Genomic DNA, 23,136 nt, shown 5'->3' with positions numbered 1-23,136 from the left:
GAAGGCGAAAGGCCGCGCACAGCCCCTACGGCCCCCCTAAGTCCTAGGAACTCTCCTGCGATTCGCCGGGGGAGAGGGACCGGAATCCGGCCGGCGCGATGCCGGCGCCGTCGCGGTTGTGCGAACCACCGGATTCCATCGCCACCCGGTCGAACGCCCTTTGTACGTAGGAGAGATCGGCGAGCAGCCCGGACGAGGTGACATCCCGGGTACGGGCCGGGCCGACGAGCCCGGCCAGTGGCAGCCGCCCGATACCGGCCCACCGCAGCCGGCCGTCGCCGTCGATGTAGCTGCGGGCCCGGCCGTGATTGTCCGGGTGCAGGCAGTAGGGGATGTCCAGAGCTCCCCGCCTGAAGGCGAGTTCGAAGGCGTGTCCGATGTCGGAGGACAGTTCGAGCACGCCCTCGACCAGGGCTCTGGCCTCCAGGTATGTCTGCGAGTCGGCTTCGGCGGGGGCCGGCTCGCCGGGCGGCGCCGTCCTGGCGGCCCTGGCCGCCGACTCCAGTGCGGCGACGTTCTCCGCGACGGTCGGGATCCGGCGGGATTCCGCCACCGTCTTCACGATGAGCCGTTCCGACCCGGAGTCGACCGCGAGGCGCGTCGCCTGGTCGAGCAGCAGATAGGCGCCCTCGTCCGTGGTCGGATAGACGCCCATGTAGGCGTAGATGACCACGTGCCAGTTGGGCGTCGGAAGCAATTCCTCGCAGAGCCGCCGCAGAGCCGCGACCGCTTCCCGGTCCTGCCCCGGGTGGGTCTGCTGGGCATAACTGAGCGACACACTTCGTATTCCGTGCTGGCAGAAGAAAAGCGCTTCGAGCACACTGATCGCCACCAGCTGGCTCGGTGGGCACAATTGCCCGAGCATGCAGCCGCCGAACGTCTCCAGATGCGGTTCCACTCCCGATTCCCGCAGCTGCGCGAAATCCTCGGTGCAGCGGACCCAGTTCCGTACGGACTCGTCCAGCGGAGTACGTCCGTAGGGGAGGCAGTACGAGACGGGGCCGCCCTCGGTGGCGTTGATCAGCGTCCTGCCCAGCGCGGCGAAGATGTCCCCGGGGACGGCCGATCCGTGCCGGACCTGGACCGGGAACGTCTCGTCCCTGATCCCCGCGAGAACCTGACCGGTCACGGCCGGGTCGTAACTGACGATGGGGTAGCCGTTGAGTCCGGCCCCGGCACGCAAAGCGCTCTCCACGGAGGCGAGTTCACCGACCCTCGTGTAGCTGTCGAGGGTGACGGTGCCGACCGTCGTGGCGTCGGCTGCGCGGGTGGCGGCCAGCCCCGCACGCATGGTGGCGGGGTCGCTGAACCCCATCCGGGGCTGCACCACCAGGTCACCGGCGCGGCTTCTCGCTCGGACGAAGGCTCCGAAGTCAACCGGGCGCGCCCCCTCGGCCGTCCGCCGGAGCGGGTGCGCGCCCGGTCTCACGCCCCGACCTCGGTGCGCTCCAGGGAGCGGGGGGCGGTGGAGAGCGTGCCGACGAACCGGCTGAACTCCCGTGCGGCCGTGGAGGCGTCGTCGAAGACGGCATCGAACCCGGCCGAGATCAGCTCACCGATCGCCGCGTCGCTCTGCTGCCCGGCGACGCCGAGCTTCCCGCCGATGACCACCGGGGTCGAGGTCAGGTCACCACAGGCGCGCAGCGCTTCGATGACGCGCAGCCCGTCCTGGTGGCCGTGCCCGTTGACGCTGCTGATCACCACCAGGTCGGGGGCGGTCTCCCGGCAGGCCTCCACGAGGATCTGGTCCGGGACGCACGGGCCCAGGTTGATCACCTCGTAGCCCAGCTCCTCGATGAGCAGCTGGAGGAAGACGAGGTTCCAGGTGTGCGAGTCGGAGGCCATGGTCGTGACGACCACGGTGCCGCGCCGGGCACCCGCCGGACTCATGGTGCTCGTGGCGCCGTGCATGAGGCCGGTGCTCATTCGGTACCTCCCTCGACGGTGTTCGCGGACGGTTCGTCCAGGGACGCGTAGGAGCGGCTGTGCTCGATCCGGGAGACGGACAGCACCGTGTCCCCGCGCACGACCACCTCGGTGGGGGCCGGGCGGCCCAGGAACATCAGCAGGCTGGCGGTCGGCCCGTACGCGCCGGCGTTGGGGATCGTCACCAGGTCGCCGGCGGCGAGTGCGGGCAGGTCGATCTCACGGCCGAGGATGTCGCCGGGCGTGCACAGCGGGCCCACCAGACTGGCCGATTCGACGCACTCCCCCGATTCGGTCCCGACGGCGACGGGCAGCAGCCGGCCGAGGCCGGACATGCCGCCGAAGGTGTTGATGCCCGCGTCGAGGATGACGAACTTGCGGCCGCGGCTGACCTTGACGTTGCTGACCGAGGCGACGAGAGTGCCGCTCGCCCCGACGAGGTAGCGGCCCGACTCGCAGGCGATCTCGGGGCCCTCGGTCCGCCACTGCGGGAAGTGGGTGTCCAGCGCGGCCGCGAGCTCGCCGCGCAGCTTGGGGTACGTCCCGCGAGTGCCGGGAACGGCGTACGGCACGGTGAAGCCGCCGCCGATGTCGAGGAAGCGCAGGGGAAGGTCCAGTTCGTTCTGGAGACGGGCGGCCAGCTCGATGGTGTGCTGGAACTCGCCGACGAGGCTGTCCTCGTCCTTGGCGTTGCTCAGCGGGAAGAAGTGCATCCCGGTGATGCGGACGCCCGCGATCGTCCGCAGCTCGGGGACCACGTCGGCCAGGGTCTCGCTGTCGAAGCCGAACTGCGAGGGAGTACCGGTCATCCGGATACTGCTGGTGGCGCTGGCGGACGCGCTGTTGACGCGCAGCAGGCAGTCGGCGGTCACACCGTTCGCCAGGGCGGCGTCGGCCACATGGCGGACGTCGGAGACCGAGTCGGTGGAGAAGACGCGGACACCCAGGCGGATCGCCTCGTCCAGCTCGCCCGGGGTCTTGCCGGGGCCGGTGTAGAGGCAGTCCTCGCCGCGGAAGCCGGCGGAGAGGGCGGACTCCAGCTCGCCGGTGGAGCTGATCTCGGGCCGGCAGTGGCGGCCCTCGCCCTCCCGCAGGGCCCGGACCAGGCCCGGGTGGGGGTTGGCCTTGAGGGCGTAGAAGAGGGTGAACTCCTCGGGCAGGGAGTCGAACAGCTGCTGCCGTGCCGAGTCGAGCTCGTCGAGGTCGTACACGTACAGCGGTGTGCCGAAGCGTTCGGCCAGTGCCTGGTAGCGGCTCATCGCCCTTCCCCGTCGATCATCTCGGTCAGTACCTGCCGGGCGTTCTTCCCGTGCAGGCTCAGCGGCAGTTCGTCCAGGACCCGGCACAGAGCGGGCACCTTGGCCGACTCCAGGCGCTCGGCGAGTTCCTTCAGGACGGTGTGGGGGGCCAGTTCCGTCTCAGCGAAGATGACCAGGTCGCGGGTGTCGGTGGGAGGAAGCGCCGTGGCGGTGCGCACCCCGGGGATGTCCATGGCGGCGGCCTCGATCTCCACCGTGCTCATCCGGATGCCCTTGCGCTTGAACATGTCGTCGCGGCGGCCCTCGAAGTAGAGGTAGCCGTCCTCGTCGAGCCGGCCGTAGTCGCCGGTGTGGAGGCGCAGCGCCCCGGTGTCGGGGTCGCGGCGGAAGGTGCGCGCCGAGAGTTCGGGGCGGCGCCAGTAGCCGGGCATGACGTGCGGTCCCACGGCGACGATCTCACCGGTCTCGCCGGTCGGGAGGGACCGGCCCTCCGCGTCGAGGATGAGGACGGTGGTACCGGGCAGGGGCAGCCCCACCGACTGGGGGCGCTCGTTCTCCTGGTCCGGCGGCATGATGGTGACGCGCTTGCACTCGGTCTGGCCGAACTGGCGGACCACCTGCACACCGGGGAACGCCTCGCGCAGGGTGGCGACCGCGTGGTCGGGCAGCGCGGCACCGGTGTTGGTGAACATCCGTACCGGGGGCGGGTCCTGGGTGTCGCGCCGGGCGAGGGTGCCGATCATCGTGGCCAGGGACGGCACGATGGGGACCACGGTGGCACCGGTCTCACGCATCCGCCGCAGCAGTACGAGGTCGGACTCGCCGCCGTCCAGGACCAGTTGGGAGCGTCCCAGGCAGGCGAGCAGCACCTTGTACAGGCCGTAGTCCCAGGAGATCGGGAAGCGGCAGAAGACGACGTCGTCCGGGCGGTACGCCAGCACTTCCTGGATGGCGCGGGAGGCGAAGGTGACCTGCGCGTGGGGGCACACGACCGCCTTGGGCGCCGCGGTGCTGCCGGAGGTGTAGACGAGGAACGCGGTGTCGTCGGCGCTGATGTCGAGGGGCGGGGGCGCCGGGCGCCTTGCGGCCTCCTCGACGTGGGGCCAGATCGCCGCGAGGTCGTGCACGGGAAGGGCGGTGGCCCGGCCGAGCACCTCGGTGGTGGGGCCGTCGCCGATGATCAGGGAGGGTTCGGCGTCCTCGATGACGGACCGGAGGTGGTACTCCTTCATGGCGGGGTTGAGCGGTACCAGGATCACACCGAGGCGCGAGGCCCCGTAGACCATGGCCACCAGCTCGCGCCGGCTGGGGAGCTGCACGACCAGCCGGTCACCGCGTGCCGCGCCCTGCTCGCCGAGCCAGGCGGCGAAACCGTGGCTGAGTTCGGCCATCCGCCGGTACGTCACCTCGCCGGCGGAGTCGTGCAGACACTGCCCGTCCGGGGTGTCCGCGGTCGCGTCGTCGAGCAGGGAATGGACCGTCCCGCCGTTCCCGTGCGCCGTCGGCGCGTAAGTGGTGTTCGGATTCTCCACGGTTCCAACGTCGCTTTCGGGTGTGGGTGACGAGCGGGCCGGCATCGTCGCGTGACGGGGGCCGGACGCTTCGGGGGGGGTGGGGAGGTCTGGAGCGGCCGGGGCACGGGCCCCGAGGGGAGTGGGTCCGTGCCCCGGCTTCCGGGGGGTGGCCGGTGGCCTAGTCGGCGACGCTCAGCGCCCCGACGGGGCAGACGTTGACGGACTCCAGGACTTCGTCACGCAGCTTCTCGTCCGGTGTCGCGATCAACAGCACCACCTTGCCGTCCTCGTCGTTCTGGTCGAAGACGGCGGGCGAGGTGATCACACAGGAACCCGCCGCGACACAACGCTCTTTGTCGACGATCACACGCATGGATATCTCCTTTTACCAGGTCACCGGCAGCTCGTGGACGCCGTCGATGAGGGCGTTGGCCTTGAAGGGCAGTTCGTCCAGGGCCGCGTCGAGGCGCAGTCCGGGGATGCGCCGCAGCAGGGTCGTGAAGACGACCTCCAGCTGCATGCGGACGAGCATCTGGCCCGCGCACTGGTGGCGTCCGAAGCCGAACGCCACGTTGTGGCGCGCCTCGCGGCGGGTCAGGTCCAGGGTGTTGGGGTCCTTGAAGACCGCCGGGTCGTGGTTGGAGGCGGAGAGCGAGCAGATGACGCCCTCGCCCTTGCGGATCAGCTGGCCGCCGATCTCGGCGTCCTCCAGCGCGACGCGGACGGTGCCGTGGTCGGAGATGCTGGAGTAGCGCGACAGCTCGTCGACGGCCTGGCCCGAGAGTTCGGGGTGGGCGCGCAGCCAGTCGGCCTGCTCGGGGTGCTGGAGGAGGACGAGGGTGCCGATGGTGATGCCGTTGACGGTGCTCTCGTGGCCGGCGGCGATCATGGCCCGTACCAGGGCGCTGATGTCGGCCGGTTCCAGCTCCTTCTTCTGGTCGTTGCGCTGGAGCAGGCTGCTGATCAGGTCGTCACCGGGGTTCTTCTGACGCTCGGCGATGAGCTCGTAGAGCAGCACCTCGACCTCGGCGTTGGCCGAGGCGTGCTCCTCGGCGCTGCCCTGGGTGACGAGGAGGGTGACCCAGCGGTGGAACAGGTCGCGCGACTCGTGCGGAACTCCGGTCAGCTCGCACATGCCGATGGACGGCACGGGCATCGACAGCATGGAGACCAGGTCCACCGGGCCGCCCTGGGCCAGCATCGCGTCGATGCACTCGTCGACGATCTCCTGGGTGCGCGGCCGCATCGCCTCGACGCGCTTCACGCTGAGTTCCGGCATCAGCATCATGCGGTGGGCGGTGTGCTCCGGCGGGTCCATGTGCAGCAGGGCGGGCTTGACCTTGCCGAGCAGTTCCATGGGGAAGTGGAACTGGAGCGGGTAGCCGGGGTCGGCCATGTTGGAGCTGAACCGCGGGTCGACCAGCATCTGCCGGACGTCCTCGTACCGGGTGAGGAGCCAGGCCTCACGGCCGTTGAACTTGAGCTTGACCCGGGAGACCGGCTCGGTCTCCCGCAGCACCGCGTACTCCGGTGCGGGGTCGAGGGGGCAGCCGGTGCGCTCCAGGGGGAAGGGGCGGGGCTGGGCGTGCGGACATGCGTCGACGAGATCGGACATGGTTCCTTCTCCAGAGGTCTCTGCGCTCGGTGGGTAGCCGCCTCCCCGCGACAGGGAGCCGATCTCCCTGTCGCGGGTGCGGCCGTGAGGGGTGGCGCTCTCAGCCGCGGGCCTTCTCGAGGGAGGCGCGCACGGCCGCGGCGGTGCGGGCGATGTTCTCGCTGAGCGGCAGGGCGCGCAGGTCGGCGGAGAGGACCTCCACCGACGGGGTGAGGTCGACGCCCTTGGCGTCCAGCGTGTGCAGCAGCCCGGTGATGTCGAAGTCGCCCTCGCCGGGCAGCAGCCGCCCGCTGAGGACCTCGTTCATGACGTCGGGGGACGGGGTGAGCGGGGCGTCCGCGAACTCCACGGCCGCGATCTGCGCGCCCGTCAGCTGGTCGACCGCGCCGACGCCGGTCGGGTCGCGGAAGAGGTGCCACATGTCGATGAGCAGACCGGCGTTCGGACGGTCCGCGGCGACGATGATGTCGGAGGCGACCTGGTAGGTGAAGCCGGGCATCACGGCCATGGCTTCGAGGGAGATGTTCAGTCCGCGCGCGGCGGCACGGTCGCACATCGCGCCGAAGCGCTCGGTGAGGACCTCGGTGGGGGGCATCTCCACACCGGGCGGGTACACGGCACAGGACTTGACGGCGGGAATGCCGGCCAGTCCTGCCAGCTCGAAGAGGCGGGTCTCCGACTCCAGGGCGGGGCCGCTCTCCTCAGGTCCGGCGTTCCAGCCGAAGTGGACCTCCAGCTCGTGCAGCCGGACCCCGTACTCGGAGAGCAGGCCGCGCAGCTTGTCCGCCGAGTGGTCGGCCAGGAACGACTCCAGCTCCTCGACGGCCATGCCCATCGAGACACAGTTGTTCTCGGCCAGCGCCGCCAGCCGTTCCTCCAGCGTGTACCGCACCGGCTCCTGCCAGGCCGACCCGGTCAGCTGCAGATAGGCGAATCCCAGGTCGGTCCTGGTCAGAAGGGTCATGGTGTACCTCTCGCTCGAAAGTCCGCGGCCGGTCCTGGTGCCGGTGGCAGGGACACGGCGCCGGCCTGGGCGCGTCCCTCAAAGGTGCTTCGGGTCCGGGGAGACCGGGCCGCGCTCAGGCGGCGAGGCTCCGGCGGACGGGCCGGAGCGCCGTCCGCGGGTCCACGGCGACGACGTCGAAGTTCCTGGTGGTGACGGGAACCCGGCCGAAAAGGCTGTCCGGACCGGCGACGTACAGCTTGCCGACGCCTTGGCGGCGCAGCGAGTCGACGACGGCGGGCCATTGAACCGGGCGGACGAAGCCGTCCAGCAGCATGGTGCGGACCTGGTCGCCGGTGGTCAGCAGGGTGCCGTCCTGGTCGGCGACGACCGGGATCCGGGGATCGTGGAAGGTCAGCGGGGCGAAGAGTTCCTCCTCGGCCCGCTCGCGCAGAGGGGCGAAGACGCTCGCGTGCATGGGCGGGCGCATCGTGTACAGCGGCAGGCCCCCGACCGAGCGCAGTCGCTTGCCGAGCCACTCCAGCACGGTCGCGCGCAGCGACACCATGTAGAAGTCCTCGTCGACATGGCAGGAGATCTCGTACCACTCGCCGAGCTCGTCGAGTTCGGCGAGGACCCGGTCCAGTTCGGGGCGCGGGACGCGGGTGAAGGAATGGGTGACGACGTCGCGATGGTTCTCGGCGAACCACGACTCCAGGAGCCTGGCCCAGCCGGCGGTCAGGCGGACGGCGTCGGCGAAGTCCAGGACGCCGGTGTGGGCCGCCGCGGTCTTTCCGCCGAAGCTGGGTCCGACGCAGAGCGCGGGTTCCGGGTCGAACCGGTCCTGCGCCCAGGTGGCGAGGGCGAGGCAGTTGACGAGGAACGCGACCTGCGCGTACTCGCTGTAGTCGCCCTCGGTCTCGCGGTAGCGGTCGACCAGTGAGTAGCCGAGTGCGCGGTCGGCCTCGGCGACGAGTCGGCGGGCCACCGGGTTGACCAGCATGAACTTGGCCGATTCCTGGAAGCGCGTGGGGCTCATGCCGGGGAAGACCAGCGCACCGCCGGTACGGAAGTCGTCTCTCATGGTGTCCTGCCCTTCAGCACGTCGTCCCGGCGCGATCAGCCCGTCGGGCGCTTCGTTTCCGAACCGGTCGGGACCCAGGCTGAGGTCTGCCCGCCCCCGCCAAAACCCCTAAGGTTCGCGGGTCCCAATTCCGTTGACGCCCTCGGCCGTGGAGGCGTGGCGCCCCACCGTCCGGGCGGCGTAAAGGGACTTCGCTTCCACCCGGTGGTGCCCCGTAGGTCCCCTAAGGGCCCCGTGTCCGGGCCGGCCGGTCCGGGGGGCGGGCCGGGGCCCGGCCGCAGGTCGTCAGGGCTGTCCTGGCAGGGATGACGGGACAGCCCTTTAGGGGGGTGCCGGACAACTTAGGGGAGGGCACGAGGACCGCGCCGGGTCTTCAATGAGGGACGGATATCCGGATTCCGGCGCCGGTGCAAGAAGCCACCGCGCACCGTCGAGCCAAGGATGGGTGGGACCATGACAGTCAATCAGGACGCCCCGTCGAGCAGCGCCGGCGCCAACTCCGCGCCGCTCCGGCCGGATCTGCGCTCGCTGGTGGCTCAGGCGGCGGCGCTGAAGAGCGCCGCGCGCGAGGGAATGGGCCCACGCTCCACCGAACAGCAGCACGCACGGGGAAAGTTGACTGCTCCGGAGCGGTTGGAGCTGCTCTTCGACGCGGGCACGTTCCAGGAGGTCGAGTCGCTGCGGCGCCACCGGTCCACGGGGTTCGGCCTGGAGCACCGACGCCCCAGCGGGGACGGGGTGATCACCGGGTGGGGCCAGGTGCACGGCCGCACGGTGTTCGCGTACGCGCATGACTTCCGGGTCTTCGGCGGCTCGCTGGGCGAGGCGCACGCGCAGAAGATCCACAAGGTGATGGATCTGGCGATCTCGTCCGGTGCGCCGCTGGTGGGGCTGAGCGACGGTGCCGGGGCACGGATCCAGGAGGGTGTGACGGCGCTCGCCGGGTACGGCGGGATCTTCCGCCGCAACGTTCGGGCGTCCGGGGTGATCCCCCAGATCAGTGTGATCCTCGGGCCGTGCGCGGGCGGTGCCACCTACTCGCCGGCGCTCACCGACTTCGTCTTCATGGTGCGGGACATCTCGCAGATGTACATCACCGGGCCGGACGTGGTCCAGGCCGTCACGAACGAGCGCGTGACGCACGAACAGCTCGGCGGGGCGGAGGTCCACGCGACCGTCTCCGGCGCGGCCGGCTTCGTGTACGACGACGAGGCGGAGTGTCTGGAGGAGGTCAGGCACCTGCTCTCCCTGCTGCCCGCGAACAACCGCGAACTGCCGCCCGAGGCCCCGACGGACGACCCTGCGGACCGGCGGTGCGAGAGTCTGCTGAGCCTGGTGCCGCACCACGCCAACCAGTCGTACGACATGCGCGCGGTGATCCGGGAGATCGTCGACGACGAGGACTTCTTCGAGGTCCACGCGCAGTGGGCCACCAACATCATCTGCGCGTTGGCCCGGCTGGACGGTCACACGGTCGGCATCGTGGCGAACCAGCCCGCCTCGCAGGCCGGGGTGCTGGACATCCACGCCTCGGAGAAGGCTGCGCGGTTCGTCCAGACCTGCGACGCGTTCAGCATCCCCCTGGTCACGCTGGTCGACGTGCCGGGCTTCCTGCCGGGCACCGACCAGGAGCACCAGGGCATCATCCGGCACGGCGCGAAGCTGCTCTACGCCTACTGCGACGCGACTGTCCCCCGTGTCCAGGTCATCCTGCGCAAGGCGTACGGCGGTGCGTACATCGTGATGGACTCGCGTTCCATCGGGGCCGACCTCTCCTTCGCCTGGCCGACCAACGAGATCGCCGTGATGGGTGCGGAGGGCGCGGCGAACATCGTCTTCCGCCGGGAGATCGCCGCCGCTCCCGATCCCGCGGCGGCCCGTGAGCAGCGGATCAAGGAGTACCAGCAGGAGCTGATGCACCCTTACTACGCGGCCGAACGCGGTCTCGTGGACGACGTGATCGATCCTGCCGAGACCCGCGCGGTGCTGGTACGTTCCCTCGCGATGCTGCGGACCAAGGACGCACGGGTTCCGGCCCGCAAGCACGGCAACCCCCCGACCTGAGCCCTGTGAGGAGTGACCGAGCCATGACCGCTGCCCCCTACGCCCCGGCCACCGGAGCCGCCGGCCCGGACGGCGCCGGCCCGGCGCTGCGCTTCCTCGGCGGCGTGCCGTCCGCCGAGGAGATCGCCGCCGTGACCGCCGCTCTGCTGAGCCTGCGCCGCGCTCCTACGGCCGGCCCGGACACCCGTCCCTGCGCCGCACCCCGGTGGAGCGCGCCGCTTCACTACCGCCCACCCGGCAGTTGGGCGGCACGGTGAGGTACTTCGGCAACGGCCGGGGCGACCCCGACTCGGACTCCGTACCGGACCTGGACCGACAGCGACAGCGACAGCGACAGCGACAGCGACAGCGACAGCGACAGAAGGATGTAGAGCACTGATGACGGACGACTCACGGGAGACCGGGCCCTGGATCCGGCGTTTCCATCCGGCGCCCGAGGCCCCCGCCCGCCTGGTCTGTTTCCCGCACGCGGGCGGATCGGCCACCTACTACTTCCCGGTGTCACGTGCACTGTCCCCGGCGATCGACGTTCTCGCGATCCAGTACCCCGGCCGCCAGGACCGCAGGACCGAGCCCTGTGTTGAGGACATCGAGGAACTGGCCGATCTCGTCATCGAGGAGCTGCGCCCCTGGGGGGACGTGCCCCTGACCCTGTTCGGCCACAGCATGGGGGCCACGCTCGCGTTCGAGGTGGCCCGCAGGCTGGAGGCTGCGGGGACACCACCGGCCACGCTGTTCGCCTCCGGCCGCCGGGCCCCCTCCCGGGTACGCGAGGAGACCGTGCACCTGGCGACCGACGACCGCCTCATAGCCGACATCGCCCAGCTGAGCGGGACGGATTCCGCCGTGCTGGCCGATCCCGAGATCCTGCGCATGATCCTTCCGGCGATCCGCAGCGACTACAAGGCCGCGGAGACGTACCGCTACCGGCCGGGACCGCTGCTCGGCCTGGACGTCGTGGCGCTCGTCGGTGACAGCGATCAGCAGGTGACCGTCGACGAGGCGGCATCGTGGGGCGAGCACACCACGGGGTCGTTCGAGCTGAAGGTGTTCCCCGGTGGCCACTTCTTCCTCGACTCCCACGTGCCCCCGGTCCTCGACCTGATCCGCGCCCGCACGAGCGCGGTGACCGTGGAATCGTGAGCGGCCGGGAGCGCCGGACCGTCCGGCCCGCGCTCCCGGTCGCACACATGTGAGTCCCGCGCGGGGCGCCGGGACCGGCGCCCCCTTCGGGAAGCGTGCTCGCGCCTGTCCCGGAGTCAACTCCGGGGCAGGCGCGCTTCATGGCCCCGGCCAATGCATTCCGGACAGAGTTGAACTTCGCTCACCAGAATCTAGACGACCGTACTAGACTAACGTCTATCGCGGCATCGGGTGTCCTGCCCTCATGAGCCGATGTGCGAGGCAGACCCGGTCGGCGCTCACAGACGGACCGACCTGACAGACATCCCACCCCCACCCCGCGTACACGGTCACGCCTCCTCCTCATGGTTGGCCGTCACCAGCCGGCTATCGACAACGGAGGCCAGAGTGCCGGTACGACCAGAGCACGGCGTCACCTCACGCGTCACCGAGGACGGGTACCTCGAATTCCTCACCTCGGCAGACGGCACCAGCTACCGGTGCAGCCCCGTCGCCGCAGCCATGTGGATCGCTTTGCGCCAGCACAACGGCCAACTCGGCCCGGCTGCGGAGATGCTGGCCGAGCTGTGGTGTACGGACCCGGAGAACACCCGTACCGACATGGACATCTGGGTGAGCGAGCTACGGGACGCCGGCCTGGTCCGCGACGAGCCCTGAGCGGGTGATGGTGCGGCACCCACCGGGCGGGGTGCGGCGCCCACCGGGCGGTGGTGCGGCACCCACCGGGCGGGGTGCGGCGCCCACCCCCCTTCCGGGCGCCCGGTCACTCCCCGGCCCCCTTCAGGCGGCCGGGCCCGAACCGACGGCGGCGCCCTGGTGCAGCACCAGAATGGCTCGCATCGCCTCGGCCAGATCGCGCCCGGAGGGCGCGGTCTCCGGCGAGAACAGCCACAGCGACATCACCCCGTTGAGCAACGCGGCGTAGAACCGCCCGAGGGTGACCGCCATCTGCTCGTCGACCTCACTCTCGTCCACGCCGTGGAAGAGAGCCACCAGCGCCGACCAGCCGAACGGCTGCGCCCTGGAGAGCCCCTGGCGCATCTGGGGCAGGTTCTCCGCGTGCACGGCGACCTCGACACTCAGCGCCCACAGGGGTTTGCGCTCCGGGAAGATCTCGACGATACGGTTCCAGACCATCTCGAAGCGCTCGATCGTCGACTCCGCGGATTCGAGGTCGACCCCGATCGCGGTGTCCGGCGCGAACTCGTCCGCCCACTCCTGCATCGCCTGGACGTAGGCCTGCACCAACAGGGCGTCCTTGGAACCGTAGTGGTAGCCGATGGACGCCAGAGCGGTTCCGGATGCCGCAACGATGTCCCGCGCGCTCGTACGGGCGAACCCCTTCTCCAGCAGACAGCGCTTCGCGCCTTCCAGGAGATCTTCACGGTGACCCACAGCACCACCCTTGCCTCGAAGCCGTCGGGGCATCTTAGACCGACCGAACTCCCGTGGAACTGCGAAGTGTTGACCCGGCTGCCGAACACAACAGCGCCTCGCCGGGCGTGCAACTTGTGGCCACTAGAGGATACGCCGAGCGTGCGCCACACTCATAGGCGTGTAGCGTACGCACACGCGTTCCATATACGCCACACGTGTTCCATCAGGGCATTTCCCAATGCCGGGACAAGTCAATCTGCAGCGTGGGCCTCGGGGGACAGAGTGGAATTTGCCGAAAGAGAGCCGGAAGTCCAGATACTGCGCACCGCGCTCGGTGAGAGCCGGGGCGGCGCAGCCCGCATCGTCCTCATCGAGGGCGCTGCCGGATGCGGCAAGAGTGAGCTCATCGACACTCTCGCCGAATGGACCGAAGCAAGCGACGACCTGGCCTTGCGGGCGTTCGGCTCACCGACCGAACGGGATTTGCCGCTCGGCCTGATGCGACAGCTGACCGGAGACGCACCGGCCGGCGCACTCCCCGAGGTCTCCACGGCGCCGGACGGCCAGCCGCAGGTCAGTGCGATGCGGGAGTTCCAGGCGGCGTTGGAGCGGCTGAGCGCCGCCACGCCCCTCGTCATCTCCGTCGACGACGTGCACCACGCGGACAGCGCGTCCCTGCGCTACCTCCAGCACATCGTCCGGCACTGCCGCTCCACCAGGATGCTGCTCGTCCTCACGACGCCCCTGCACCAGGACTGTCAGGACGCCTCCTTCGGTACGGAGTTGCTGCGCAGCCGCAACGTGCGGCGCATCCGGCTCCGGCGGCTCAGCCCCGAGGGATGCCGACGCGTCGCGGCCGGCTCCCACGGCCCCACACCTCGCGAGGCGCTCTCGGGCGAGCTGCACGCGATCAGCGGGGGCAACCCGTTGCTGCTGCGCGCCCTCCTGGAGGAGTACCGCTCCGCTCCTACCGGCACCGACACCTTCCGGCCCGAGCAGGGCGGGCTGTTCGGGCAGGCCGTCCTGACCTGCCTGCGGCACAACGGACCGCACATGCTGGACCTCGGGGCGGCGCTCGCCGTGCTGGGCGACGCCTACACGCCGGAACGGGCCGGCAGGCTCCTGGCCGTCCCGGCGTTCGCCGCCGCCCAGTCGGTCGCCTCGCTCTCCGCCTCCGGGATCCTCAACGGCCACCGCTTCCCGCACCCGCACACCGAACGGGCGGTCCTGGATCAGGTGCCGGCCGACGTGCTGGCCGGTCTGCATCTGCGTACCGCCGAACTCCTGCACCTGGAGGGCGAATCCGTCACCCAGGTCGCCAGGCATCTGCTCGCCGCCACCCACATGGGGGCATCGCTCAACGCCGCCCCCTGGGCCGTGGACGTGCTGCGGGAGGCCGCCGAGGACCTGCTGACGCGCAGCGACCCCGCCCGAGCCACCGAGGCACTCGAACTCGCCCACGAACTGAGCCTCGACGAGCAGCAGCGGGCGGACATCAAGACCCGGCTCGCGGCCGTCACCTGGCGGGTCAATCCGGGACGGGCGGAGAAGCACCTGTCCGCCCCGCTCGCAGTGCTCCGCTCCGGCCGGATGGCCGTGGAGCGTCTGGCACCGCTGGCCGGACTCCTCACCTCCCAGGGCCGCATCGCCGAGGCCGCCGAGGTGATGTCCATGATCCTCAGGGAGACCGTGACGAGCGGCGCGGCCGGCCACGAGGGACTCGGGCCCGGACCCGGCCCGGACGAGGCGCCCGGCGCACCCGGCGTCCGGATCGAGAATCCGCGGGGACCCGGCGAGGGGAGACCCTCGCCCGGCACCGAGAACAGCGCGGAGGCCACGGTCGCCGAACGCTTCCTGCGCACGACCATCCTCACCGACGAGACGCTGGAACCGGTCATGCGCGCCCTGCGGTCCCTCTCCTACTTCGGTCACCCCGAACGGGCCGCCGCCTGCTGCCGTGAGCTGATCGCCGAGGCCGAGCGGCAGAAGGCCCCCGCCTGGCAGGCCCTGTTCTCCTCGGCACTCGCGGCGGTACTTCTGCGCCTGAGTGATCTGCACGCCGCCGAGGAGTACGCGCGCCGGGCACTGGACTGCCTGCCCGAGCAGAGCAGCAGCGCGTTCATCGGGAGCCCGACGGCCACGCTGATCCGGGCGCGCACCCTCATGGGCGACCATGCGGCGGTGGCCCGTCAGCTCCACCAGCCCGTCTCGGACACGCTGTTCAAGAGCACCCACGGTCTCTCCTATCTGCGCGCTCGCGGCCTCTACCTCATGGCGACGCATCAACTCCACGCCGCGCTCGGTGACTTCCTGGAAGCGGGCCGGCTCGCCAAGAGCTGGGGCGTGGACCGGCCGGCGATGCTGCCCTGGCGCACGGACGCGGCCGACGTGCTGTTCCGGCTCGGTGAGACGCAGCGGGCCAAGGCGCTCGTGGAGCAGCAGTTCGCCGATCCGGACGCGCGCAGGCCGTGGGTACGCGGCATCAGCTTGCGTCTACGCGCGGTGACTTCGGATCCGCGGCAGCAACTCGCCCTGCTCAATCAGTCGGTCGATGAACTGAGCCGCTCCGGCGACCGGGTGGAACTGGCCCGTTCGCTCGCCGCGCTGGGCCGTTCCCTGCGGGCGGTCTCCGAACCCGCCCGTGCGGACGCGGCGCTCCGCAGGGCCTGGAACCTGGCCCGGGAGTGCGGTGCCGAGTCACTGTGCGAGGAGATCTCCCCGGAGCTCGGCCCGGAGGACCGGATGCACCGGCGCAGCGCCCCGGAGGAGTGCCGCTCCGATCTCGACACCAAGCTGAGCGACTCCGAGCGCCGGGTGGCCACCCTCGCGGCGAGCGGATACACCAACCGTGAGGTCTCGCTGAAGCTGCACATCACCGTCAGCACGGTCGAGCAGCACCTCACGCGCGTCTACCGCAAGCTCAACATCACGCGCCGGCAGGACCTTCCGGTGGACCTCCACCTCACGGTCTCCACGGCCGAAACGGTCTGATCAGCCCGTCCGGCCGGACGGCGTGACCGGCCGGACGGTGTGACCGGCAGCATGACCCACCGCCCCGGCTTCCGCGCGGCCGCCTCCCTGCCGCGCGAGAGGGGCCTGCATCCGCCGCCCCGGCGCGAGCTCGACTTCACGGAGGCGGAGCCCGGCTTCGATCCGGTCGCGGGCACGCTCTCGGCGCGGCCGGTGGCGCCCGGGCCCGGGGCGGCGGGGCAACGTCGCGACATGTGAGCGGCCGGGCCACGGCCGGCCGTGGCCCGGCGGCCGCAGCGAGCGTGCCGAAATCCCGGGAAATCGGAAACCGCTCTTCCCTTCATGCGGCACGCCCAAACGGTGTTACCCTCCGAACACAAGTAAAGGGAAAGTAAATGAAATGCATTAATTGAGTAAACACTGTTGGGTGGGCAACCCCCTCGGTTACGCTCGTGCTCGACCAATCCCACCCTGATTACCCTTACAGGAAATTCCGGACCAGGAGAGTCCACCCTGACTCAGCACCACCGAAGCACACCCGCCCGATTCCTCTTGCGTTAATTTCCGCCAACCCTTCCGACGCTTTCCGTATCCCCTCCCGCCATTGCACGGCCGTACCCTCGGATCACTCGTGAGCGAATTCACGCTCCATTTCCCTTCACGAAATCCAGATACCTTAGAGTTGACGCCCAGTGACCTGCGGGCAAAAGGGGGAGCAGCGAATGCCGGCAGCCAGAGGGTCCCGCTCGGTCGGGGAATGCACGCCACTGGACCACAGCGCATCGACGCAAGGATTCAGTGGGGAAGCGACCCGGCTCGAGCACGAGGACGTCGCCAAGAGCCTGAGCCTGAGCCCTGAGCAGTCGATAGGCGCGGAGCGGGTGCTGCGCCTCCTGGGCCTGATCCGGCCGGATGCCGCCGAGGACGAGCCCGTCGCCCCGGTGGACGCGCAGGAGACCGGGGCGCAGCTGGCACGGGCGCTCGGAGCGCGGCTGCGCGACCGTCGCACGGACCGCGCCCGCGACCACGAGGAGAGCCGGCCGGACCCGGCCGGTCCGCTCGCCGCGGCCCCTCCGCCGATGGACGACCCCGCCGGTATCACGGCCTTACATGCGCTGATCGAGCACATGAGCGCCCACTGCCAGGAGGAACTCCTCCTGGTTCTGCCCAGCGGCGCCCGCCCCTGTCAGGCTTTCCCGGCCGCCCGGACCATCGCCCTGGACCTGCTCGACCGCGGGGTGCGGGCCCGGCTGATCTACCAGCACGCCGTACGCGGCGACCTGGTGACCCGAGCCCTGGTGCGGGAGCTGACGCAGCACGGGGCCGAGGTCAGGACCAGCGCCGAGCTGATCGATCCGCTCGTCGCCTTCGACCGTGAAGCGCTCGTGCTGCCCCACTCCCCGGGCTCCTCCCGGGGAGGCCGCATGACGACGGCGGCCGCGGTGCGGGACCCGGCAATGGTCGCGTTCGCCTGCGCCGCTTTCGAGAACCTGTGGAACACCGCAAGCCCACTCATTCCCGACGCGAAGGAAACTCCGCAAACGATCGATGCCCTCAAGAAGTCGATAGTGCGCCTTATGGCGATGGGGCACAAAGATGAAATGGTGGCTCGACGGCTCGGTATATCGGTCCGCACATGCCGCCGGCACATCGCTGAAATCATGGATGCCCAGGGAGCCATCAGCCGCTTTCAAGCCGGCGTTCACCTGACTCGGGCGGGCCTGGTCGACGATCCCTTTCCACCGTCCCGGACTTCCGTGACGAGGAAAGAGCCCGACCTATCGGATAACGCCGGGACCGCGGATGGGTCCACATCCTCGGCATGTACGCCCGGAACATCACCCACGTAACGAACCGGACCGTCGCACACGTATCGAATACGGGCGGAAATATCGCTTCACACCGCTCTTGGGCCGCCGGTCCCTATAACGGCGTCGGCTCCCGCGACCACAGTGTGGTCGCGGGAGCCGACGCCGTTCGCGGGTCCACGGACATTCACGGGCCCGGTGCCAACGGCGTCTGTCCGTCGGCACCGGGCCCGTGAATGTCCGTGCGGTGGGCCCTACTTGGTCCACTCCGACCAGCTCATGTTCCAGCCGTTGAGGCCGTTGTCCGGCTGGATCGTGTCGTCGTGGGAGTTCTTGACGATCACGACGTCGCCGATCAGCGAGCTGTCGAAGAACCAGGCCGCCGGGGTGCTCGGGTCGCCGGCGCCGCGCGCGTCCTGCAGACCGACGCAGCCGTGGCTGGTGTTGGTGGTGCCGAAGATGCCCGAGCCGCCCCAGTAGTTGCCGTGGATGAAGGTGCCCGACGTGGACAGGCGCATCGCGTGCGGCACGTCCTTGATGTCGTACTCACCGCCGAAGCCGACGGTGTCTCCGTTCATCCGGGTCACCCGGAGCTTCTCGCTGATGACCATCTGGCCGTTGTACGTGGTGGTGGCCGGGGCGCCCGCCGAGATCGGGACGTCCTTGATCTGCTTGCCGTCGCGGACGACCTTCATCCGGTGCGTACTCGCGTCGACCGTGCTGACCTGCCGGCGTCCTACGGTGAAGGACACCGTCTTGGCCTGCTTGCCGTAGACCCCCGGACGCCCTTCGACGCCGTCGAGGTCGAGCTTCACGGTCACCTTGGTGCCCGCGGCCCAGTAGTCCTCGGGGCGAAAGTCCAGACGGTCGTTGCCGAACCAGTGGGGCTCGATCTCCACTGCGGGCTCGGCGGACACCTCGATGGCCTTCTCGACGGCCTCCGGGTCGGTGATGCCCCGGGTGAAGTGGATCGAGACCGGCATACCGACGCCGACCGTGGAACCGTCCTCCGGGGTGTACTGCCCGATGAAGGTGTTCTGCGGGACCAGCGTGGTGAAGGTGGTGTCCTTCGCCGACTCACGGCCCTTCGCGTCCTTGGCGACCGCATGGACCTTGTACTTGGTCGCCGAGGCCAGGTGCCGGTCCGGCTCCCAGCTCGTACCGTCTGCCGCGATCTTCCCCGCGACCTCCGCCCCCTTGGGGTCGGAGACCTTGACCGTGGCCAGCTTCCCCTGCTCGGCCGAGATCTTCAGTGCCCCGCTCGTGGCGACGGAATCGGCCCCGTCCTTCGGCACGATGTCCACGACGGCCTGCGAGGCGGTGGTGTCCCCCGTCCCCGCCCCGTCCGCCTTGCCGCCGCCCTTGCTCCCGCCGTCGGCGTCTCCCCCGCCGCACGCCGTCACCAGCAACAGCAGCGCACCCAGCACCAGAGCCAGCAGGCCGGTGGCACCACGCCCCCGCCGTCCGCCGGTCGCCCCGGCCGATGTCCCCGATATCGGCTGCCCGTTCAATGTGGTCGTCTCCCCTCACACGGCCTGGCCCAGCCAAGGCCCCGGGGGCCCGCAGGCCCCCACCCCCGCACGCTGCACATGCGCGCTCAGCGAAAGATAATCACACCACCCGCAGGCAGATCGCCCCACTATTGTCACCGTTCAGTCCCAACTCGGCCCAGAAGTTCTCCTGGTCGCGGGCGGTGCGGCCGCCACGGGGCCGGTACGCCGGACGGCGCGGCCGGGAGCGGCCGCGCCGTCGATGAGGGACCGGGGGAAACCCCCGGGTGTCAGCGGAGTGCGGAACCCGCCTTCCACCGCTTCCAGTCCATGTTCCAGCCACCCAGGCCGTTGTCCGGAGCGACCTGCTTGTCCTTGGAGTTGACGACCTCGACGACGTCGCCGATCAGTGTCCGGTCGAAGAACCAGCCGGCCGGAGCGGAGCTGCTGCCGCCCTGCACGTCGCGCAGTCCGATGCACCCGTGGCTGACGTTCGTCGAACCGAAGATGTCCTCGTCGGACCAGTAGTTGCCGTGCAGGAAGGTGCCGGACTCGGTGAGCCTGATCGCGTGCGGGACGTCCTTGATGTCGTACTCGCCGCCGAAGCCGACGGTCCGCCCGTCCATCCGCGTCACCTCGTGCATCTCGCTGACCACCATCTTGCCGTTGTACGTGGTCGTCGTCGGCGAGCCCGCGGTGATCGGGACGGTCGAGACGAGCTGCCCGTCCCGGCGCACCTCCATCGTGTGCGCGGCCGAGTCCACCCGGGACACCTGCTCCCGGCCGACCGTGAAGCGGATCGTCTTGCGCTGGCTGCCGTACACGCCTGGCGCGCCCTCCACATCGCGCAGCCCCACCTCGACGGTCACCTCGGTGCCCGGCTGCCAGTAGGCGGCGGGGCGGAAGTCGAGGCGGTCGTCGCCGAACCAGTGCCCCGCCACCTCGACCGCCGGATCGGAGGTCACCCGGACGGCCCGCTCCACGGCCGCCCGGCGGGTGACAGGACGGTTGAACTCGAAGGAGACGATCATGCCGGTGCCGACCGTCGACCGGTTCTCCGGTTTGAAGTACCCGATGAAGCGGTGCTCGGGGACCGCCGTGGTGAACGTGGTGTGCCGGGCCGAGCGGTGCCCCGCCCCGTCCAGCGCCACCGCGTCGACGCTGTACTTGGCGGCGAGCCCGAGCCGGCCGGCCACCCCCTGCGGGGACCAGGACAGCCCGTCCTCGGCGATCAGGCCACGCACCTCCTGCTTCTGCGCGTCCTCGATCCGGGTCACCTCGACGCTCTCCAGCCGCCCGTCCGGGACCTTCACCTCGACCCGGCTGTCCGGCGCGACGTCCTCGGCCCCGTCCCGGGGGGTGATCCGGATGGCCTCCTGCGGCGAGCGGGGTTTCCCGCCGATGATCGAGTTCGCACCCGAGCAGCCGGTCAGGACAGCCAGTACGGCCAGTACGGCGAGCAGTCCCGACCGGGCCGTCACGGTCGCCGGGATCGCCCCTGTCTTCTTCGCTACGTGGTTCACGTCCCCCCAACGACGCGGGCGGTCCGGGGGAAACGTGAGTGCGGGCCCCGTCGTGGGCAGAACAGAGGGGACGACCACACTCGGGGAGCCGCGGCCGGGACGCCGCGCGCCCCCTTCCGGTGCCGGTCCCCACGAGCCGCGGGAGGCGAGCAGGTGTCGAGCGCAGCCGAGCAGGAGGCAGTACCGAGGACGGATACGGGGCCGTCCGGGCCGCCGGCGGAGCGGGCTCCCGCCGCCGGATCCGGGCGGACCGTCGAGCCGGCCCGGCGGCCGCCCGACGTGTGGCCGGGGGCGCCGACGCCCCTGGGTGCCCGCTTCCGGGTGGGCCCCGGCGGGGTGGCGGGCACCAACTTCGCCCTCTGGGCCGGCGGGGCGGAGGCCGTCGAGCTCTGCCTCTTCGACGAGGACGGCACCGAGACCCGGCTCGCCCTGACCGAGCTGACCCACGAGATCTGGCACGGCTTCGTGCCCGGTGTGCGCCCCGGCCGTCGCTACGGCTACCGGGTGCACGGCCGCTGGGACCCGTGGACGGGCGCCCGGTGGAACGCGGCGAAGCTGCTCCTCGATCCGTACGCACGTGCGGTGGACGGCGATTTCACCCTTCCGGCGGAGGTGTACGGCCATGTGAGGGACTGGCCCGAGCAGCATGTCGCCGACACGGTGCGCGACGAACGGGACTCCGCTCCGTACGTCCCCAAAGGGGTGGTCGTCCATGATGACGACGACTGGGCCGAGGACCGTCGGCCCAAGACGCCGTGGGCGGACTCCGTCATCTACGAACTGCACGTGCGCGGCTTCACCGCCCGCCACCCGGGTATCCCCGAGGAGCTGCGGGGCACCTACGCCGGACTCGCGCACCCCGCGGCGATCGGCCATCTGAAGCGCCTCGGGGTGACGGCCGTGGAGCTGCTGCCGGTGCATCAGTTCGCCCACGAGGACCATCTGCTGCGGCGTGGGCTGCGCAACTACTGGGGCTACAACTCGATCGGCTACTTCGCCCCGCACGCCGGATACTCCGCGAGCGGCACGGCGGGGGAGCAGGTCGGTGAGTTCAAGCGGATGGTCCACGCCCTGCACGACGCGGGCATCGAGGTGATCCTCGACGTCGTCTACAACCACACGGCCGAGGCGGGCGAACTGGGCCCGATGCTGTCGCTGCGCGGCATCGACAACCGCGGCTACTACCGCCTCCAGTCCGACGCCCGCAGATACGCGGACTACACGGGGTGCGGCAACACCCTGCACGTGGTGCAGCCGAACGTACTGCGGCTGATCACGGACTCGCTGCGGTACTGGGTGACCGAGATGGGCGTGGACGGGTTCCGCTTCGACCTGGCGGCGGCGCTCGCCCGCTCGATGCACGACGTCGACATGCTGTCCCCGTTCCTCGCGGTGATCGCCCAGGACCCGGTGCTGCGCCGGGTGAAGCTCATCGCCGAGCCGTGGGACGTCGGCAACGGCGGCTACCAGGTGGGGGCCTTCCCACCGCTGTGGACCGAGTGGAACGACCGCTACCGCGACGCCGTACGGGACTTCTGGCGCGGCGCCCTGCCCGACGTACGCGATCTCGGCTACCGGCTGACCGGATCGAGCGACCTGTACGCATGGGGCGGACGCCGGCCGTACGCCTCGGTCAACTTCATCACCGCACACGACGGCTTCACCCTGCGCGACCTGGTGAGTTACGAGCAGAAGCACAACGAGGCCAACGGCGAGGGCAACCGGGACGGCACCTCGGACAACCGGGCCTGGAACTGCGGTGCCGAGGGCGAGACCGAGGACGCCGGTGTCAACGCACTGCGCCGCCGCCAGTTGCGCAACCTGCTCACCACTCTGCTCCTGTCGACCGGGGTGCCGATGCTGGTGGCGGGTGACGAGCTGGGGCGCACCCAGGGCGGCAACAACAACGCCTACTGCCAGGACAACGAGGTCAGCTGGGTGGACTGGTCCCTGCTGGAGCAGCCGCAGTGGCGGCAGCTGACCGAGCTGACGGCCCGGGTGCTGGAGCTGCGCCACACCCATCCGGTGCTGCGCCGCCGGGCGTTCTTCTCCGGCCGGGCGCAGGCCCCGGACGGGCTGCGGGACCTGGCGTGGTTCACCCGGCAGGGCGCGGAGATGACGGAGGAGGACTGGTACGCACCGGCCGCGACGGTGGGGCTCTACCTCTCCGGCCGCGACATCCCGGGCCGCGACGCCCGGGGCGAGCAGGTGACCGACGACAGCTTCCTGGCCGTCCTGCACTCCGGTCACCGCCCGGCGGACTTCCTGCTGCCGGGGCCGCCGTGGGCCGACGCGTACGAACTGGTCCTGGACACCTCGCGGGAGGACCAGTCCGCCGCGCCGGGCACGCTCCACCGGGGCGGCGCGCACATGACGGTACCGGCGAGGTCGGTGCTGCTGCTGCGGGTGACAGGGTGAGG

At 70.4% G+C, this 23,136-nt stretch carries 19 protein-coding genes; 8 read left to right on the top strand and 11 right to left on the bottom strand.

Annotated features, from left to right (window positions below; translation table 11 throughout):
• Positions 1-43 precede the first annotated feature (43 nt).
• The 8 genes from SH922_RS27960 to SH922_RS27925 form a co-directional block, all read right to left on the bottom strand.
• Positions 44-1,429 carry a methylaspartate mutase gene (locus SH922_RS27960; protein ID WP_393060628.1) on the bottom strand — a complete coding sequence of 462 codons (1,386 nt, stop codon included), beginning with the start codon at positions 1,427-1,429 and terminating at the stop codon, positions 44-46.
• A complete protein-coding gene (locus SH922_RS27955) occupies positions 1,426-1,926 on the bottom strand; it encodes a cobalamin B12-binding domain-containing protein (RefSeq protein WP_393060626.1) in 501 nt (166 codons plus the stop codon). Before SH922_RS27955 ends, SH922_RS27960 begins: the two co-directional genes overlap by 4 nt.
• Entirely contained in the window at positions 1,923-3,185 is a 1,263-nt protein-coding gene (locus SH922_RS27950) for a type III PLP-dependent enzyme (RefSeq protein ID WP_393060624.1), read from the bottom strand. The genes SH922_RS27955 and SH922_RS27950 overlap by 4 nt, the downstream gene beginning before the upstream one ends.
• Positions 3,182-4,717, bottom strand: a complete 1,536-nt coding sequence (locus tag SH922_RS27945) for an AMP-binding protein (protein ID WP_393060622.1) — start codon at positions 4,715-4,717, stop codon at positions 3,182-3,184. Before SH922_RS27945 ends, SH922_RS27950 begins: the two co-directional genes overlap by 4 nt.
• Positions 4,718-4,877: 160 nt before the next feature.
• Complete coding sequence (locus SH922_RS27940) at positions 4,878-5,072, bottom strand: ferredoxin (RefSeq protein WP_393060620.1); 195 nt, start codon at positions 5,070-5,072, stop codon at positions 4,878-4,880.
• A 12-nt stretch (positions 5,073-5,084) separates the two neighbouring features.
• The gene (locus tag SH922_RS27935) at positions 5,085-6,314 is read right to left on the bottom strand and encodes a cytochrome P450 (protein ID WP_393060618.1); all 1,230 of its coding nucleotides are present in this window, start codon (positions 6,312-6,314) and stop codon (positions 5,085-5,087) included.
• 100 nt (positions 6,315-6,414) lie between these two features.
• Positions 6,415-7,278 (bottom strand): sugar phosphate isomerase/epimerase family protein, encoded by an 864-nt coding sequence (locus tag SH922_RS27930; RefSeq protein ID WP_393060616.1) that lies wholly within the window; start codon positions 7,276-7,278, stop codon positions 6,415-6,417.
• Between the two features lie 115 nt (positions 7,279-7,393).
• Positions 7,394-8,260, bottom strand: a complete 867-nt coding sequence (locus tag SH922_RS27925; protein ID WP_393063713.1) for an ACP S-malonyltransferase — start codon at positions 8,258-8,260, stop codon at positions 7,394-7,396.
• A gap of 534 nt (positions 8,261-8,794) precedes the next feature.
• On the opposite strand from SH922_RS27925, the gene SH922_RS27920 reads away from it, so the two are divergent.
• From SH922_RS27920 to SH922_RS27905, 4 genes are all read left to right on the top strand, one after another.
• Complete coding sequence (locus SH922_RS27920; protein ID WP_393060614.1) at positions 8,795-10,405, top strand: acyl-CoA carboxylase subunit beta; 1,611 nt, start codon at positions 8,795-8,797, stop codon at positions 10,403-10,405.
• A gap of 23 nt (positions 10,406-10,428) precedes the next feature.
• Positions 10,429-10,662 (top strand): acyl-CoA carboxylase epsilon subunit, encoded by a 234-nt coding sequence (locus SH922_RS27915; RefSeq protein WP_393060612.1) that lies wholly within the window; start codon positions 10,429-10,431, stop codon positions 10,660-10,662.
• 121 nt (positions 10,663-10,783) lie between these two features.
• The gene (locus SH922_RS27910; protein WP_393060610.1) at positions 10,784-11,548 is read left to right on the top strand and encodes a thioesterase II family protein; all 765 of its coding nucleotides are present in this window, start codon (positions 10,784-10,786) and stop codon (positions 11,546-11,548) included.
• A 387-nt stretch (positions 11,549-11,935) separates the two neighbouring features.
• Entirely contained in the window at positions 11,936-12,205 is a 270-nt protein-coding gene (locus SH922_RS27905) for a PqqD family protein (RefSeq protein WP_393060608.1), read from the top strand.
• A gap of 123 nt (positions 12,206-12,328) precedes the next feature.
• On the opposite strand, the gene SH922_RS27900 is transcribed toward SH922_RS27905, so the two are convergent.
• On the bottom strand, positions 12,329-12,943 hold the full coding sequence (locus SH922_RS27900; protein ID WP_393060606.1) for a TetR/AcrR family transcriptional regulator: 615 nt from the start codon (positions 12,941-12,943) through the stop codon (positions 12,329-12,331).
• A gap of 264 nt (positions 12,944-13,207) precedes the next feature.
• Here SH922_RS27900 and SH922_RS27895 point away from each other — a divergent pair, with 264 nt between their 5' ends.
• The 3 genes from SH922_RS27895 (at position 13,208) to SH922_RS27885 (ending at position 17,745) form a co-directional block, all read left to right on the top strand.
• Entirely contained in the window at positions 13,208-15,916 is a 2,709-nt protein-coding gene (locus tag SH922_RS27895; RefSeq protein ID WP_393060604.1) for an AAA family ATPase, read from the top strand.
• A 51-nt stretch (positions 15,917-15,967) separates the two neighbouring features.
• Positions 15,968-16,153, top strand: a complete 186-nt coding sequence (locus SH922_RS27890) for a hypothetical protein (protein WP_393060602.1) — start codon at positions 15,968-15,970, stop codon at positions 16,151-16,153.
• A 464-nt stretch (positions 16,154-16,617) separates the two neighbouring features.
• Positions 16,618-17,745, top strand: coding sequence for a hypothetical protein (locus tag SH922_RS27885; RefSeq protein WP_393060600.1), 1,128 nt, complete (start codon positions 16,618-16,620; stop codon positions 17,743-17,745).
• A gap of 212 nt (positions 17,746-17,957) precedes the next feature.
• Here the strand turns inward: SH922_RS27885 and SH922_RS27880 are convergent, their stop codons facing one another.
• Together SH922_RS27880 and SH922_RS27875 are read right to left on the bottom strand one after the other, a co-directional pair.
• Positions 17,958-19,214 (bottom strand): Ig-like domain-containing protein, encoded by a 1,257-nt coding sequence (locus SH922_RS27880; RefSeq protein ID WP_393060598.1) that lies wholly within the window; start codon positions 19,212-19,214, stop codon positions 17,958-17,960.
• A gap of 269 nt (positions 19,215-19,483) precedes the next feature.
• The gene (locus tag SH922_RS27875; RefSeq protein WP_393060596.1) at positions 19,484-20,716 is read right to left on the bottom strand and encodes an Ig-like domain-containing protein; all 1,233 of its coding nucleotides are present in this window, start codon (positions 20,714-20,716) and stop codon (positions 19,484-19,486) included.
• A 153-nt stretch (positions 20,717-20,869) separates the two neighbouring features.
• Here SH922_RS27875 and glgX point away from each other — a divergent pair, with 153 nt between their 5' ends.
• Positions 20,870-23,134 (top strand): glycogen debranching protein GlgX, encoded by a 2,265-nt coding sequence (gene glgX / locus SH922_RS27870; protein ID WP_393060594.1) that lies wholly within the window; start codon positions 20,870-20,872, stop codon positions 23,132-23,134.
• The last annotated feature ends 2 nt before the right edge of the window (positions 23,135-23,136 follow it).

This window comes from Streptomyces sp. LN549, assembly GCF_043203805.1.
Classification (GTDB): domain Bacteria; phylum Actinomycetota; class Actinomycetes; order Streptomycetales; family Streptomycetaceae; genus Streptomyces.
Note: the sequence above shows the minus strand (reverse complement) of the source record. Positions and strands in the feature narration are given on the sequence as shown.